This window comes from Pseudomonas sp. NPDC089401, from assembly GCF_044749485.1.
Taxonomy (GTDB): domain Bacteria; phylum Pseudomonadota; class Gammaproteobacteria; order Pseudomonadales; family Pseudomonadaceae; genus Aquipseudomonas.
On the sequence record NZ_JBIVIA010000007.1, the window covers coordinates 216,032 to 231,615 of the forward strand.

At 65.3% G+C, this 15,584-nt stretch carries 15 protein-coding genes; 6 read left to right on the forward strand and 9 right to left on the reverse strand.

Annotation, left to right across the window (positions count from 1 at the left end; all coding sequences use genetic code 11):
• Position 1: 1 nt before the first annotated feature.
• The 5 genes from rng to mreB all read right to left on the reverse strand — a co-directional run bounded on the left by rng (position 2) and on the right by mreB (position 4,872).
• Positions 2–1,459 carry a ribonuclease G gene (gene rng / locus ACIP21_RS17630; RefSeq protein WP_400689974.1) on the reverse strand — a complete coding sequence of 486 codons (1,458 nt, stop codon included), beginning with the start codon at positions 1,457–1,459 and terminating at the stop codon, positions 2–4.
• Positions 1,460–1,513: 54 nt separating this feature from the next.
• The gene (locus tag ACIP21_RS17635) at positions 1,514–2,113 is read right to left on the reverse strand and encodes a Maf family protein (RefSeq protein ID WP_400689977.1); all 600 of its coding nucleotides are present in this window, start codon (positions 2,111–2,113) and stop codon (positions 1,514–1,516) included.
• 33 nt (positions 2,114–2,146) lie between these two features.
• Positions 2,147–2,635, reverse strand: coding sequence for a rod shape-determining protein MreD (mreD, locus tag ACIP21_RS17640; protein ID WP_400689980.1), 489 nt, complete (start codon positions 2,633–2,635; stop codon positions 2,147–2,149).
• Entirely contained in the window at positions 2,635–3,672 is a 1,038-nt protein-coding gene (gene mreC, locus ACIP21_RS17645) for a rod shape-determining protein MreC (protein WP_400690236.1), read from the reverse strand. Before mreC ends, mreD begins: the two co-directional genes overlap by 1 nt.
• Positions 3,673–3,834: 162 nt before the next feature.
• On the reverse strand, positions 3,835–4,872 hold the full coding sequence (gene mreB / locus ACIP21_RS17650) for a rod shape-determining protein MreB (protein ID WP_003255163.1): 1,038 nt from the start codon (positions 4,870–4,872) through the stop codon (positions 3,835–3,837).
• A gap of 205 nt (positions 4,873–5,077) precedes the next feature.
• Between mreB and gatC the strand changes: the two genes are divergently transcribed.
• The 5 genes from gatC (at position 5,078) to ACIP21_RS17675 (ending at position 9,896) form a co-directional block, all read left to right on the forward strand.
• Positions 5,078–5,365 carry an Asp-tRNA(Asn)/Glu-tRNA(Gln) amidotransferase subunit GatC gene (gene gatC / locus ACIP21_RS17655; protein WP_400689982.1) on the forward strand — a complete coding sequence of 96 codons (288 nt, stop codon included), beginning with the start codon at positions 5,078–5,080 and terminating at the stop codon, positions 5,363–5,365.
• Between the two features lie 15 nt (positions 5,366–5,380).
• Positions 5,381–6,832, forward strand: a complete 1,452-nt coding sequence (gatA, locus tag ACIP21_RS17660; protein ID WP_400689985.1) for an Asp-tRNA(Asn)/Glu-tRNA(Gln) amidotransferase subunit GatA — start codon at positions 5,381–5,383, stop codon at positions 6,830–6,832.
• An 11-nt stretch (positions 6,833–6,843) separates the two neighbouring features.
• Positions 6,844–8,289 carry an Asp-tRNA(Asn)/Glu-tRNA(Gln) amidotransferase subunit GatB gene (gatB, locus tag ACIP21_RS17665; RefSeq protein ID WP_400689988.1) on the forward strand — a complete coding sequence of 482 codons (1,446 nt, stop codon included), beginning with the start codon at positions 6,844–6,846 and terminating at the stop codon, positions 8,287–8,289.
• Positions 8,290–8,417: 128 nt separating this feature from the next.
• The gene (locus tag ACIP21_RS17670) at positions 8,418–8,792 is read left to right on the forward strand and encodes a septal ring lytic transglycosylase RlpA family protein (protein WP_400689991.1); all 375 of its coding nucleotides are present in this window, start codon (positions 8,418–8,420) and stop codon (positions 8,790–8,792) included.
• A 60-nt stretch (positions 8,793–8,852) separates the two neighbouring features.
• Positions 8,853–9,896 carry a calcium/sodium antiporter gene (locus ACIP21_RS17675; RefSeq protein WP_400690239.1) on the forward strand — a complete coding sequence of 348 codons (1,044 nt, stop codon included), beginning with the start codon at positions 8,853–8,855 and terminating at the stop codon, positions 9,894–9,896.
• A 106-nt stretch (positions 9,897–10,002) separates the two neighbouring features.
• Here the strand turns inward: ACIP21_RS17675 and ACIP21_RS17680 are convergent, their stop codons facing one another.
• The 4 genes from ACIP21_RS17680 to ACIP21_RS17695 all read right to left on the reverse strand — a co-directional run bounded on the left by ACIP21_RS17680 (position 10,003) and on the right by ACIP21_RS17695 (position 14,435).
• Complete coding sequence (locus tag ACIP21_RS17680) at positions 10,003–11,361, reverse strand: amino acid permease (RefSeq protein WP_400689993.1); 1,359 nt, start codon at positions 11,359–11,361, stop codon at positions 10,003–10,005.
• 57 nt (positions 11,362–11,418) lie between these two features.
• Positions 11,419–12,360, reverse strand: coding sequence for an AEC family transporter (locus tag ACIP21_RS17685; protein WP_400689996.1), 942 nt, complete (start codon positions 12,358–12,360; stop codon positions 11,419–11,421).
• Positions 12,361–12,618: 258 nt separating this feature from the next.
• Positions 12,619–13,179 carry a response regulator transcription factor gene (locus ACIP21_RS17690; protein ID WP_400689998.1) on the reverse strand — a complete coding sequence of 187 codons (561 nt, stop codon included), beginning with the start codon at positions 13,177–13,179 and terminating at the stop codon, positions 12,619–12,621.
• Positions 13,179–14,435 carry an ATP-binding protein gene (locus tag ACIP21_RS17695; protein WP_400690000.1) on the reverse strand — a complete coding sequence of 419 codons (1,257 nt, stop codon included), beginning with the start codon at positions 14,433–14,435 and terminating at the stop codon, positions 13,179–13,181. The genes ACIP21_RS17690 and ACIP21_RS17695 overlap by 1 nt, the downstream gene beginning before the upstream one ends.
• Positions 14,436–14,637: 202 nt before the next feature.
• On the opposite strand from ACIP21_RS17695, the gene ACIP21_RS17700 reads away from it, so the two are divergent.
• Positions 14,638–15,354 (forward strand): SIMPL domain-containing protein, encoded by a 717-nt coding sequence (locus ACIP21_RS17700; protein WP_400690002.1) that lies wholly within the window; start codon positions 14,638–14,640, stop codon positions 15,352–15,354.
• Positions 15,355–15,584: the final 230 nt, after the last annotated feature.

Below are 15,584 nucleotides of genomic sequence, written 5' to 3' on the forward strand. Positions count from 1 at the left end.
GTCAGAGCAGCACCACATCGTATTGCTCCTGCGAATACATCGACTCCACCTGGAAGCGGATGGTTCGACCAATGAACGCCTCCAGTTCGGCGACGTTGCCCGACTCTTCGTCAAGCAGCCGGTCGACCACCTTCTGGTTGGCCAGCACCCGGTAGCCTTCGGCCTGATAGGCGCGGGCCTCGCGGAGGATTTCGCGGAAGATTTCGTAACAGATCGTCTCGGGGGTTTTCAGCTTGCCGCGGCCCTGGCAGGCGATGCACGGCTCGCACAGCACTTGCTCGAGGCTCTCGCGGGTGCGCTTGCGGGTCATCTGCACCAGGCCCAGCTCGGTGATGCCGATGATGTTGGTCTTGGCGTGGTCGCGCTCGAGCTGCTTCTCCAGGGTACGCAGCACCTGGCGCTGGTGCTCTTCGTCTTCCATGTCGATGAAGTCGATGATGATGATGCCGCCGATGTTGCGCAGGCGCAGCTGCCGGGCAATCGCCGTGGCCGCCTCGAGGTTGGTCTTGAAGATGGTCTCTTCGAGGTTGCGGTGGCCGACGAAGGCACCGGTGTTGACGTCGATGGTGGTCATCGCCTCGGCCGGGTCGACCACCAGGTAGCCGCCGGACTTGAGCGGCACCTTGCGCTCCAGAGCACGCTGGATCTCGTCCTCGACACCGTACAGGTCGAAGATCGGCCGCTCGCCCGGGTAATGCTCCAGGCGATCGGCGATTTCCGGCATCAGCTCGGCGACGAACTGCGTGGTTTTCTGGAAGGTTTCCCGCGAGTCGATGCGGATCTTCTCGATCTTCGGGTTGACCAGGTCGCGCAGCGTGCGCAGGGCCAGGCCGAGGTCCTCGTAGATGACGGTCGGCGCACCGCAGGTCTTGATCTGGCTGCCGATCTGCTCCCACAGGCGGCGCAGGTAGCGGATGTCCTGGAGAATTTCCTCGCTGCGTGCGCCTTCGGCGGCGGTGCGCAGGATGAAGCCGCCGGCATCCTTGATGTTCTCGCTCTCCATGCAGTCGCTGACCACCTGCTTGAGGCGCTCGCGCTCGGCTTCGCCCTCGATCTTCAGGGAGATACCAACATGGCTGCTGCGCGGCATGTACACCAGGTAGCGCGACGGGATCGACAGCTGGGTGGTCAGGCGCGCGCCCTTGGTACCAATCGGGTCCTTGGTCACCTGTACCACCAGGGCCTGGCCCTCGTGCACCAGGGCGCTGATGTTCTCCACTGCCGAGCCTTCACGCTGGGAAATTTCCGACGCGTGGATGAACGCCGCGCGGTCCAGGCCGATGTCGACGAACGCCGCCTGCATGCCCGGCAATACCCTCACCACCTTGCCCTTGTAGATATTGCCGACGATGCCGCGGCGCTGGGTGCGCTCGACATGCACTTCCTGCAGCACCCCGTTTTCCACCACCGCCACGCGCGATTCCATCGGGGTGATGTTGATCAGGATCTCTTCACTCATGGCAGGCTCTCGTCAAAGGTCTTGGGTAATGATGGATCGCTATCGGATGGCTGGCTAGCGCTGTGCGGATACCTCGTGTTGCTGCCAGCAGGGGATCGAGAAGGCCTCCAGCAAGCGCGCGGTTTCGTACAAGGGCAGGCCGACCACGGCCGAGTAGCTGCCCTCCAGCTGCTGCACGAAGACTGCGCCCAACCCCTGAATCGCGTAGCCGCCGGCCTTGTCCAGGGGCTCGCCGGTGGCCCAATAGCGCAGCGCTTCTTCGGGGCTGATGGTGCGGAAATAGACATGGGTGCCGATGCAGACGTCCTCACAACGCGTGCCATCCGTCACCGCCACGGCGGTGATCACCTGGTGATGACCACCGGAAAGCTTGCCAAGCATGGCCAGGGCATCCTCGCGATCACGGGGCTTGCCGAGGATCTCGCCGTTGACCGAGACCACGGTGTCGGCCCCCAGGACCACGCCAGGCCCGTCCAGCTGCTGGAAACCGGCCTCGGCCTTGGCCCGCGCCAAGCGCACGGCGTAGGCAGAGATGCCTTCGCCGGGCAGCGGGGTCTCATCGATGGGCGCACTGATGACGGTGAACGGCACGCCGATCTGGCTGAGCAGTTCACGCCGGCGAGGCGAGCCGGAGGCGAGGTAGAGTGGTTTCATGCAGACATCTCCCTGTCAGTGATGGCGCAGCCGTCAGTTTATGTGCAGGCGCCGGCGCAGGTCGCGCAGGGCGAAGCTGATCCATGGCCAGAGCAACGCGCTGATGACCGCGGACCACACCAGGGCCAGGGTTGGCAGGCGATTGCCGGTGAGCGCGCTGAGCCACAGCTGGATCAGCTGGGCGATGCCGAAGATCACCAGGATCACCAGGCTCTGTTGCCACAACGGGAACATGCGCAGGCGCTGCTGCAACGACAGCACCAGGAAGGTGATCAGGGTAAGGATGAATGCGTTCTGCCCCAGCAGCGTGCCGTACAGCACGTCCTCGGCCAGGCCCAGCACGAAGGCGGTGGTCATGCCCACCTTGTTCGGCACGTTCAGGGTCCAGAACGACACCAGCATCGCCAGCCACATGGGCCGGAACACTTCGAGGAACTGCGGCATGGGCGAAACGCTGAGCAGCAGGCCGACGGCGAACGTCAGCCAGATGACCCAACCGTGGTTGCGGCGCGACTTGGCCATCATTGCCTCCGTGGCTGGGCAGGTGCCGCAGGGGCGGCGGGGCTGGCGGGTGCCTGAGCCGCTGGAGCGGCAGGTGCTGCCGGCGCGGTGGCAGCCGGCGCAGCAGCCGGCGCCGGGTGTTCGCCGGTCGCGGCCGGCTGGGCGGCGGCTGCCGCACCGTTGCGGTCCGCTTCTTCCTGGGCGATGGCCGCGTCGGTAGCGCGCTGCTCCGGCGTGCGCCGATCACTGAACACCAGCAGCATGTAGCGGCTGCGGTTGAGCGCGGCGGTGGGGATGGCGCGGACGATGGCGAACGGCTGGCCGGAGTCGTGGATCACCTCGTTGACCGTGGCCACCGGGTAACCGGCCGGGAAACGCTGGCCCATGCCGGAACTCACCAGCAGGTCGCCTTCCTTGATGTCGGCGGTATCGGCCACATGCCGCAGCTCCAGGCGCTCCGGGTTGCCGGTGCCGCTGGCAATGGCGCGCAGGCCGTTGCGGTTGACCTGCACCGGGATGCTGTGGGTGGTGTCGGTGAGCAACAACACCCGCGAGGTGTAGGGCATCAGCTCGACCACCTGGCCCATCAGGCCGCGGGCATCGAGCACCGGCTGGCCGAGGAACACGCCGTCGCGCTCGCCCTTGTTGATCAGGATGCGGTGGGTGAACGGGTTGGGATCGACGCCGATCAGCTCGGCGACCTCGACCTTCTCGTTGACCAGGGCCGACGAGTTGAGCAGCTCGCGCAGGCGCACGTTCTGCTCGGTCAGGGCCGCCAGCTTCTGCAGGCGCCCCTGCAGCAGCAGGGCCTCGGTCTTGAGTTTCTCGTTCTCGGCGATCAGTTCCGTGCGGCTGCCGAACTGGCCGGCCACACCTTGCCACGCACGCTGCGGCAGGTCGGTGATCCAGTAGGATTCCATGAGCACCAGGCCCATCTGGCTGCGCACCGGCTTGAGCACGTCGAAGCGCGCGTCGACAACCATCAACGCGACCGACAGCACCACCAGCACCAGCAGGCGAACGCCCAGCGAAGGGCCCTTGGAGAAAAGCGGTTTAATGGGCCGTTCCTCGTGGACGACTCAGGAGGTCATTGGACATGGGACAACGCACCAGCCTGGTTGCGGGTTGACGGAAACGACGCCCGGACGGACGCCAGCCCAGCGCATACAGGTAGCACTGCACGTGCTACCTGTAAACCGGGCACTGAAAAGCCGCAGGGATCACTCGCTCGAGAGCAGGTCCATGGCGTGCTTGTCCATCATCTCCAGGGCGCGACCGCCGCCACGGGCGACGCAGGTCAGCGGGTCTTCGGCGACGATCACCGGCAGGCCGGTTTCCTGGGCCAGCAGCTTGTCGAGGTCGCGCAGCAGCGCGCCACCACCGGTCAGCACCAGGCCGCGCTCGGCGATGTCCGAGGCCAGCTCCGGCGGCGATTGCTCCAGGGCGCTCTTGACCGCCTGGACGATGGTCGCCAGGGATTCCTGCAGGGCTTCGAGCACTTCGTTGGAGTTCAGGGTGAAGGCACGTGGCACGCCTTCAGCCAGGTTGCGACCACGCACGTCGACTTCGCGCACTTCGCCGCCCGGGTAGGCGGTGCCGATTTCCTGCTTGATGCGTTCGGCGGTGGATTCGCCGATCAGGCTGCCGTAGTTGCGGCGCACGTAGGTGACGATGGCTTCGTCGAAGCGGTCGCCGCCGACGCGGACGGATTCGGCGTAGACCACGCCGTTCAGCGAGATCAGGGCGATTTCGGTGGTACCGCCACCGATGTCGACGACCATCGAGCCACGGGCTTCTTCGACCGGCAGGCCGGCACCGATGGCGGCGGCCATTGGCTCTTCGATCAGGAACACTTCACGGGCACCGGCGCCCAGGGCCGATTCGCGGATGGCGCGGCGTTCGACCTGGGTCGACTTGCACGGCACGCAGATCAGCACGCGAGGGCTGGGCTGCAGGAAGCTGTTTTCGTGAACCTTGTTGATGAAGTACTGCAACATTTTTTCACAAACGCTGAAGTCGGCGATGACGCCGTCCTTCATCGGACGAATGGCAGCAATGTTGCCAGGCGTACGGCCCAGCATGCGTTTGGCTTCGGTACCGACGGCGACGACGCTTTTCTGGTTGCCGTGGGTACGGATGGCAACAACCGAGGGCTCATTCAGGACGATACCGCGCTCACGCACGTAAATAAGGGTGTTGGCAGTACCCAGGTCGATGGAAAGATCGCTGGAAAACATGCCACGCAGTTTCTTGAACATGGGAAAGTGACCCTGGGGAAAGCGTGGGTAAAAAAGTGCGGCAAACTCTAACAATGGCAGGGATTTTGGGCAAGGAGCCAATATGTTAAATTGGCTGTTTTTCCGAGCACGCCAGCAGATGATCGCGGCCGTTAGACCGCCAAAATGCTGACATGTTCCTCATCACGGAAGCTTTTCCGTTCTTTCGTTTCCCCTGGAGATCCCCATGGCGCTTCAACGCAGCGACGTGGAAAAGATCGCCCATCTGGCCCGACTGGGCCTGAATGAAGGCGAACTGCCACGCATTACTGACGCCCTGAACAGCATTCTCGGGCTGGTCGACCAGATGCAAGCGGTCGACACCACCGGCATCGAGCCCCTGGCCCACCCGCTGGAGGCCAGCCAGCGCCTGCGCCCCGACCAGGTCACCGAGAGCAACCAGCGCGACGCCTACCAGGCCATCGCACCTTCGACCGAAAGCGGTCTGTACCTGGTTCCGAAAGTCATCGAGTAAGGGATAGAGCCTGCCATGCATGAATTGACCCTGGCCGAGATCGCCCGCGGACTCGCCGACAAGTCGTTTTCCTCCGAAGAGCTGACCGGCGCCCTGCTGGCGCGCGTCAAGCAACTCGACCCGCAGATCAACAGCTTCATCAGCGTCACCGAAGACCTGGCCCTGGGCCAGGCGCGTGCCGCCGACGCCCGTCGCGCCGCCGGCGAGACCGGCGCGCTGCTGGGTGCGCCGATCGCCCACAAGGACCTGTTCTGCACCCTCGGCGTACGCACCAGCTGCGGCTCGAAGATGCTCGACAACTTCAAGGCGCCGTACGACGCCACCGTGGTCGCCAAGCTGGCCGAAGCCGGCATGGTCACCCTGGGCAAGACCAACATGGACGAGTTCGCCATGGGTTCGGCCAACGAATCCAGCCACTACGGCGCGGTGAAGAACCCGTGGAACCTCGAGCACGTACCGGGCGGCTCGTCCGGTGGCTCGGCCGCCGCCGTGGCCGCGCGCCTGCTGCCGGCCACCACCGGCACCGACACCGGTGGCTCGATCCGCCAGCCGGCGGCGCTGACCAACCTCACCGGCCTCAAGCCGACCTACGGCCGCGTCTCGCGCTGGGGCATGATCGCCTACGCCTCGAGCCTCGACCAGGGCGGCCCGCTGGCACGCACCGCCGAAGACTGCGCCCTGCTGCTGCAAGGCATGGCCGGCTTCGACAGCAAGGACTCCACCAGCATCGACGAACCGGTGCCGGACTACAGCGCCGGCCTTAACGGCTCGCTGCAGGGCCTGCGCATCGGCCTGCCGAAGGAGTACTTCGGTGCCGGCCTCGACCCGCGCATCGCCGACCTGGTCCAGGCCAGTGTCAAGGAGCTGGAAAAGCTCGGCGCGGTGGTCAAGGAAATCAGCCTGCCGAACATGCAGCACGCCATTCCGGCGTACTACGTGATCGCCCCGGCGGAGGCCTCCTCCAACCTGTCGCGTTTCGACGGCGTGCGCTTCGGCTACCGCTGCGAAGAGCCGAAGGACCTCACCGACCTGTACAAGCGCTCCCGTGGCGAAGGCTTCGGCACCGAAGTGCAGCGCCGCATCATGGTCGGCACCTATGCCCTGTCGGCCGGCTACTACGATGCCTACTACGTGAAGGCCCAGCAGATCCGCCGCCTGATCAAGAACGACTTCATGGCCGCCTTCAACGACGTCGACCTGATCCTCGGCCCGACCACGCCGAACCCGGCCTGGAAACTCGGCGCCAAGAGCAGCGACCCGGTCGCCGCCTACCTGGAAGACGTCTACACCATCACCGCCAACCTGGCGGGCCTGCCGGGCCTGTCGATGCCAGCCGGCTTCGTCGATGGCCTGCCGGTCGGCGTGCAGCTGCTGGCGCCGTATTTCCAGGAAGGCCGCCTGCTCAACGTCGCGCACCGCTACCAGCAAGTCACCGACTGGCACACCCGCGCCCCCAACGGCTTCTGAGGAATTCACACATGCAATGGGAAGTTGTGATCGGGCTGGAGATTCATACCCAGCTGGCCACCCAGTCGAAGATCTTCTCCGGCAGCGCCACCACCTTCGGTTCCGAGCCGAACACCCAGGCCAGCCTGGTTGACCTGGGGATGCCCGGCGTACTGCCGGTGCTGAACCAGGAAGCCGTGCGCATGGCCTGCATGTTCGGCCTGGCGATCGACGCCGAGATCGGCAAGCGCAACGTGTTCGCGCGCAAGAACTACTTCTACCCCGACCTGCCCAAGGGCTACCAGATCAGCCAGATGGACCTGCCGATCGTCGGCAAGGGCCACCTGGACATCGCCCTGGAAGACGGCACCATCAAGCGCATCGGCGTGACCCGCGCGCACCTGGAAGAAGACGCCGGCAAGAGCCTGCACGAAGACTTCAGCGGCGCCACCGGCATCGACCTGAACCGCGCCGGCACCCCGCTGCTGGAGATCGTCTCCGAGCCGGACATGCGCAGCGCCAAGGAGGCCGTGGCCTACGTCAAGGCGATCCACGCCCTGGTGCGTTACCTGGGCATCTGCGACGGCAACATGGCCGAAGGCTCGCTGCGTTGCGACTGCAACGTGTCGATCCGCCCGAAAGGCCAGGCCGAGTTCGGTACCCGCTGCGAGATCAAGAACGTCAACTCGTTCCGCTTCATCGAGCGCGCGATCAACAGCGAGATCCAGCGCCAGATCGACCTGATCGAGGACGGCGGCAAGGTGGTCCAGGAAACCCGCCTGTACGACCCGAACAAGGACGAGACCCGTTCGATGCGCAGCAAGGAGGAAGCCAACGACTACCGTTACTTCCCCGACCCGGACCTGCTGCCGGTGGTGATCGAGGACAGCTTCCTCGAAACCGTCCGCGCCGGCCTGCCGGAGCTGCCGCCACAGAAGGTCGAACGCTTCCAGAGCCAGTACGGCCTGTCGGCCTACGACGCCAACGTGCTGGCCTCCAGCCGCGAGCAGGCGGACTACTTCGAGGAAGTGGTGAAGATCGGTGGCGACGCCAAGCTGGCCGCCAACTGGGTCATGGTCGAGCTGGGCAGCCTGCTGAACAAGCTGGGCGTCGAGATCGACCAGGCGCCGGTCAGCGCCGCGCACCTGGGTGGCATGCTGCTGCGCATCCGCGACAACACCATCAGCGGCAAGATCGCCAAGACCGTGTTCGAGGCCATGGCCGCCGGTGAAGGCGATGCCGACAACATCATCGAGAGCAAGGGCCTCAAGCAGGTCACCGACACCGGTGCGATCGACAAGATGCTCGACGAGGTGCTTGCCGCCAACGCCGAACAGGTCGAACAGTACCGCGCCGCCGACGAGGCCAAGCGTGGCAAGATGTTCGGCTTCTTCGTCGGCCAGGCGATGAAGGCCTCCAAAGGCAAGGCCAACCCGGGGCAGGTGAACCAATTGCTCAAGGCCAAGCTCGAAGGGTGATTGTTTTACCCCTGTAGTCCTGCGAGGGCTTCGCCCTCGTTCGCGGGCAAGCCCGCTCCCACAGGCATGTCGCTACACCTGTGGGAGCGGGTTTACCCGCGAATGGCCGCACTAGGAGAGCACCTGACTTGCTGAAGCGATCCCTCACCACCCTAGCCCTCTTCTCGGTCCTGGCCGGTTGCGCCAGCCACGACATCGACCCGCGCGGTTACGACCAGACCGGCACCGCCTCCTATTACGGCTCACGCCACCACGGCAAACGCACCGCCAGCGGCGAAGCCTTCAACCAGCACGGCCTTACCGCCGCCCACCGCAGCCTGCCGTTCGGCAGCCGGCTGCTGGTCACCAACCTGGCCAATGACCGCAGCGTGGTGGTCCGCGTCAATGACCGCGGCCCGCACACCCGTGGCCGGCTGATCGACCTGTCACGCGCTGCCGCAGAAAAAATCGGCATGCTCCGTAGCGGAACGGCGCGCGTGCGGGTACAAGGTCTGAGCGACTGACCTGACTGGAGCCCCATCATTTTCGACCTGGCCACCCTCCCCACCTTCAGCCTGCTGCAACTGGGCGCCGCCCTGCTGCTGCTGGTCGCCGGCGCCGAACTGCTGGTGCGCGCCGCCCTGCGCCTGGCCCAGCGCCTGCACGTACGGCCGCTGATCATCGGCCTGAGCCTGGTGGCTTTCGGCAGCACCGCGCCACAACTGACCGTGAGCCTGCAGGCCGCCTACCAGGGCGCGCCCGACGTGGCCGTGGGCAGCGTGATCGGCAGCAATATCTTCAATGTACTGGTGATTCTCGGCCTCGCGGCGCTGATCATCCCGTTGCGCGTATCGCGCCAACTGGTGCGCCTGGACATTCCGCTGATGATTGCCGCCAGCGGCCTGGTCTTCGCCCTGTGCGGCAACGGCCACCTGGGCCGCGCCGAAGGGCTGCTGTTGCTGCTGGCCCTGGCCGGCTACCTGGCCATGCTCTGGCACCAGTCGCGCCACTATGCACGCACCTACCCGGCACCGGGTTCGCTGCCGAGCAGTGCCGGACGCTTCTGGTCCGGCACGCTGCTGCAAGTCTCGTTCGGCTTGCTGATGCTGAGCCTGGGCGGCCATCTGCTGCTGGAAGCCGCGGTGGAAGTGGCCACCGACCTGGGGCTGTCGGAGCGCGTCATCGGCCTGACGGTGGTGGCGATATGCACGTCCCTGCCGGAACTGGCCGCCGCCCTGATCGCTGCCCTGCGCGGCGAGCGCGAGATCGCCGTGGGCACGGTGATCGGCAGCAACCTGTTCAACCTGCTGGCGGTGCTCGGCCTGACCGCGCTGGTCGCGCCCGAGCCGCTGACCATTTCGCCCAACGCCCTGGGCTTCGACCTGCCGGTGATGCTCGGTGTCGCAGCCCTGAGCCTGCCGGTGTTCTACTCCGGCTACCGCATCACTCGCGCCGAAGGCTTGGTGTTTCTGTGCCTGTACCTGGCCTACGGGCTGCACATTGCCGCCTTCACCATGGGCATGCCGCTGGCTGGGAGGCTGGAGCGGCTGATGCTGTTCTATGTGCTGCCGGTGCTGGGTGCGGTGTTGCTGTACACCACACTGCGGGCCTGGCGCAGGCAGCACTGACAACTCTAGACAGGCCCGGCCTCTTCGCGGGTAAACCCGCTCCCACAGGGGGTAGTCGATCCCTGTGGGAGCGGGTTTACCCGCGAAGAGGCCGGGCCTGTTTCACTTATCTTGCCTGCCGGGCCTTCTTCAGCTTGAAAGCGCCCCACAGCAGCAGGATCCACGCCGGAATCAGCATCACCGAGATGCGGACCGACGGCGTCAGGTACATCACCACCAGAATCAGCACGATGAACGCCAGGCACAGGTAGTTGGTCAGCGGGTGCCCCAGGCTCTTGTAGAACGGGGTGATCCCGGCCGCGAGCTTGGCCTTGCGGAACTTAAGGTGGGTGATGCTGATGCTCGCCCAGTTGATCACCAGCGCCGACACCGCCAGCGCCATCAGCAGGCCGAACGCCTCACCGGGCATCAGGTAGTTGATCAGCACGCACAGCCCCGTGGCGAATGCCGACACGCCCAGTGCCGTCAACGGCACGCCGCTGCGGCTGACCTTGAGCAGCTGGCGCGGTGCATCGCCCTGGCTGGCCAGGCCGAACAGCATGCGGCTGTTGGCGTACACACAGCTGTTGTACACCGACAGCGCCGCGGTCAGCACCACGATGTTGAGGATGGTCGCCACCAGGTCGCTGTCCAGCTCGTGGAAGATCATCACGAACGGGCTGCCGCCCTGCACCACCTTCTGCCATGGGTACAGCGACAGCAGCACGGCCAGGGCGCCGATGTAGAAGATCAGGATGCGGTAGACCACCTGGTTGGTGGCCTTGGGAATGCTCTGGCGCGGGTTGTCGGCCTCGGCAGCGGTGATGCCGACCAGCTCCAGGCCGCCGAACGAGAACATGATCACCGCCAGCGCCATCACCAGGCCGCTCACGCCATTGGGGAAGAAGCCGCCGTACTGCCACAGGTTGGCCACGCTGGCATCCGCGCCGCCATGGCCGCTGGCGAGCATCCAGGCGCCGAAGCCGATCATGCTGACGATCGCCACCACCTTGACCAGGGCGAACCAGAACTCCATCTCGCCGTAGACCTTCACCTGGGTCAGGTTGATCAGGTTGATCACCACGAAGAAGATCGCCGCCGTAGCCCAGGTCGGGAACCCGGGCCACCAGTACTGCACGTAGATGCCCACCGCCGTGAGCTCGGCCATGCCCACCAGCACGTACACCACCCAGTAGTTCCAGCCCGAGACGAAGCCGGCGAACTCGCTCCAGTACTGGTGGGCGAAGTGGCTGAAGCTGCCGGCGACCGGTTCCTCGACCACCATCTCGCCAAGCTGGCGCATGATCAGGAAGGCCATCAGGCCGGCGATGGCATAGCCCAGCAGGACGGAGGGACCGGCCAGCTGGATGGTCTGGGCGATGCCCAGGAACAGCCCGGTGCCGACGGCGCCACCCAGCGCGATCAGCTGGATATGGCGATTCTTCAGCCCGCGCTTCAGCTGCTCGGGCGTGCTCTGGTCTTGCATGAAGTGTCCTTTGGCTCAATGAGGCGGTGTTGTTGCTGTTGTTTTGCAGTCAAGGATCTAGATCCATCCGCCCCACTGCAAGATGAAAATACCAATATTGGTGGTGATCGCCGCCATTAGCGTGGTGATCACGATGATCGAGGCCGCCAGTTCATGGTTGCCGTTGGCCGCGCGAGCCATGACATAGCTGGCTGCCGCGGTCGGGCTGCCGATGTAGAGGAACAGGATGCCCAGTTCGGCGCCGCGAAAGCCGCACAACCAGGCACCCAGGGTGCCGATCAGCGGCAGCCAGACCATCTTCACCAGGCTGGCGTCGACCGCCAGCCTGCCACTGTCGCGCAGGGCCGCCAGCGAAAGCGTGCCGCCGATGCAGATCAGCGCCAGCGGCAGGGTCATCTGCGCCAGGTAGTCGCCAGAGGTGAGCAGCCAGTTGGGCAGCGGCACCTGGCCGTAGGCCATGGGCGTGGCCACCAGCACGCTGAGGATCAGCGGGTTGCTGAAGATGTTCTTGCAGATGCTCCAGGGGTCGGACTTCAGGTCCGGGCTGTACACCGCCAGCACCACCGCCGACAGCGAGTTGTACATGAGGATCACCAGGCCGGCGAGCACCGCCCCCAGGGAAATGCCGTAGTCGCCGTAGAGGCTGGCCGCCAGGGCCAGGCCGATGACCCCGTTGTTGCCGCGAAACGCGCCCTGGGTGTAGATGCCACGCTCGGCCGGCGGGCTGCGCCAGATGGCCATGCCCCAGGCCACGGCGAAGCCGACCAGGGTGGCGGCGACGAAGTAGAGGATGACCTTGGGCTTGACTGCGGCGGCCAGGTCGGCGTGGTAGATGCCGAGGAACAGCAACGCCGGCATGCAGACGTTGAACACCAGTTGCGAGGCGACACGGTTGAAGTTGTCGTCGATCAGGTGGATGCGTTTGAGCAGCACGCCCATGAACAGCATGGCGAAGACGGGCGCCGTGATGTTCAGCGTCTGGATGAGAAGGGCAAGCATGCGCAGGCGGTCCTGAAGGGAGGGTTGCCGTTAGGCGGCCAATGATACGCCAACGCGTCAGGAAATGCGGGGATCGAGCGGGACTATAGAGAAGTTTCTGCCTGCACTGGCCCTTTCGCGGGTAAACCCGCTCCCACAGGGATTGCACAGATTCCTGATCCTGCGCAGTTCCTGTGGCTCCCTCAGGGATTGCACAGATTGCAGATCCTGCGCAGTTCCTGTGGGAGCGGGTTTACCCGCGAAGAAGCCAACGCCGACTCAGCGGCGAACCGGGCGCTTCTGCAGTTTGCGCTGCAAGGTCCGGCGGTGCATGCCCAGCGCCCGCGCGGTGGCGGAGATGTTGCCTTCGTGCTCGTTGAGCACGCGCTGGATGTGCTCCCACTGCAGGCGGTCCACCGACATCGGGTTTTCCGGCACCAGGGTATCGAGGTCGGCATGCTCGGACAGCAGCGCCGCCAGCACGTCATCGGCGTCGGCCGGCTTGCACAGGTAGTTGCAGGCGCCGCGCTTGACCGCCTCGACGGCAGTGGCGATGCTCGAGTAACCGGTCAGGATCACCACCCGCATCTCCGGGTCCAGCTCCAGCAGCTTGGGCAGCAGCACCAGGCCCGAGTCGCCCTCCATCTTCAGGTCCAGCGTGGCGTAGTCCGGCAGGTCCTGCTGGGCCAGGATCAGGCCTTCCTCGGCGGAACCGGCGGTACTCACGCGGAAACCGCGGCGGCTCATGGCGCGGGCCATGACCCGGGTGAAGGTGGCGTCATCGTCCACCAGCAGCAGGTGCGGCAGCTCTTCGCCTTCGACCTGGATTTCTTCGCTCATCATTCATCTCCTCGCTTGCCATGGGGCAGGCGCAATTCGGTCAGGGTGCCACCCTGTTCATGACTATAGAGTTTCACCGAACCGCCCGCACGGGTCACGCTGGCCTTGCTCAAGAACAGGCCCAGGCCGAAGCCTTTGCCCTTGGTGGTAATGAAGGGTTTGCCGATCGCTTCGGCGATGGCCGGCGGCACGCCGGGGCCATGGTCGCGGATGCTGATCAGGATGTCCTGGGCGTCCCAGTCGAGGGTCACCTGCAGGTCGTCGGGGCAGGCATCGGCGGCGTTGTTCAACAGGTTCAGCAGCGCCTGGGTCAGGTCCGGTGGCGGCGTCAGGCGCGGCACCTGGCCGTCGCGCAGGCGCTGGAAGCGGTAGCTGGCCTCCGGGCGCATCAGGTGCCAGCGGTTCAGCGCCTCGTCGAGCCAGGCAGTGACGTCCTGCTCCAGCACCGCCAGGCGACGGTTGGCCTCGGCGGCGCGCACCAGCTGCTGGAGGGTTTCCTTGCACAGCTTGACCTGGTCCTGAAGGATCTGCAGGTCTTCCTGCAGCAGCGGGTCGGTGTGGTCCTGGCGCATCTCGTTGAGCAGCACGCTCATGGTCGCCAGCGGTGTGCCCAGCTCGTGGGCGGCGCCGGCGGCCTGGGTGGCCACGGCCAGCAACTGCTCGTCGCGCAGGCTTTCCTCGCGGCGTTCGGCGCGCAGCTGTTCCTGGCGGCGCAGTTCCTCGGCCATGCGCGCGGCGAAGAAGGTGATCACCGCAGCGGCCAGGGCGATGCTCAGCCACATGCCGTAGACCTGCATCTTGTCCCGCGCCAGCGGCAAGCCTTCGAGCGGGTAGAACTTGACCAGCAGCAGGCTGTAGGCGGTCAGGGCGATGCCCGACAGGATCAGCGAATACAGCCACGGCAGGGTCACCGCGGCAATCGCCAGCGGCACCAGGTAATAGGACACGAACGGGTTGGTCGAGCCGCCGGTGTAGTACAGCAGGGCACTGTGGATCAGCAGGTCGCAGGCCAGTTGCAGGGCGTATTCGGTTTCGGTGACCGGCAGCGACAGGCGCAGGCGCAGCGCCGTGAAGGCGCAGAGCAGCGACGACAGGGCCAGGGTCGCGGCCAGCGACAGCCAAGGCAGCGGCAGCAGGTCGGTCCAGTAGGCGACGCCCACGGAGCCGGCCTGGGCGGCCAGGACCAGGACCCGGATGACGGTCAGGCGCCAGAGGTTCTGGCGTGTTGCGGACAGCGGTTGTACGGCGGCGAGCATGAGCTCTCCTGATGAGTGCTCCAGGAAAATCGGCTGGAGTATACCGAAGCCGGGCGCCTCGCTGCAGCGATGCGGCAAAGCGCCACACTTTGTCACACATTCATGATGGCACTTGTGAACCCACTACACTGGTCCCGGTCTGATGGGCCATGCGTGGAATGGATGTCCAGCCTCCACGCCCTTTATTGCCAAGGAGTAACACATGCAGATTCCACGTCGCGGCGCCGCCCTCGTCCTTTCCTGCGGCCTGCTCGCCAGCCTTCCCGCGCTGGCGGCGGACGAGCCGCGCTACAACCAGGTTTCGCTGCGCGCCGAAGTGAGCAAGGAAGTGGCGCGCGACCTGATGGTGGTGACCCTCTACAGCGAAGCGCAGAACACCGACCCGGGCAAGCTCGCCAAGCAGATCACCGAAACCCTGAACAAGGCCGTGCAGCAGGCGCGCCAGGTCAAGGACGTGAAGATCAGCCAGGGCAGCCGCAACAGCTACCCGGTATATGACACCAAGGGCCAGAAGATCACCGGCTGGCGCGAGCGCGCCGAGCTGCGCCTGGAAAGCGCCGACTTCCCGGCCCTGTCCCAGCTCACCGCCGACCTGTTGCAGGACCTGAAGATGGGCGGCATGGACTTCTCCATCGCCGCGGCCACGCGCAAGGCCAGCGAGGATGAACTGCTCAAGGATGCGGTAAATGCCTTCAAGGCCCGCGCGCAACTGGCCACCGAGGCACTGGGCGGCAAGGGTTACAAAGTGGTCAGCCTGAACCTCAACAGCTCCGGCTACCCACGCCCCTACCTGCGCAGCGCGCCGATGGCGATGATGGCCAAGGCCGCGGACGAGGCGGCGCCGGCGCCGGATATCGAAGCAGGCACCAGCGAGGTCAGCATGAATGCTGATGGGCTGATTGAAGTGCAGATGCCTTAAGCACTCTCATCATTACCTGTAGATAACCAAATCTGAAGGCTGGCACGCGCCCCCTGTGGGAGCGGGTTCACCCGCGAATCAGGCGATGCGGTGGATGGCACGGGCTTCGCCCGTGTTCGCGGGTAAACCCGCTCCCACAGGGTTCGTCACGGCCTTCAACATAGAAGCAAAGACGCCAATCTCGCATCTTTCGAGAAATTTCCTACGCACCATTTAGGTGCTTCCTACGC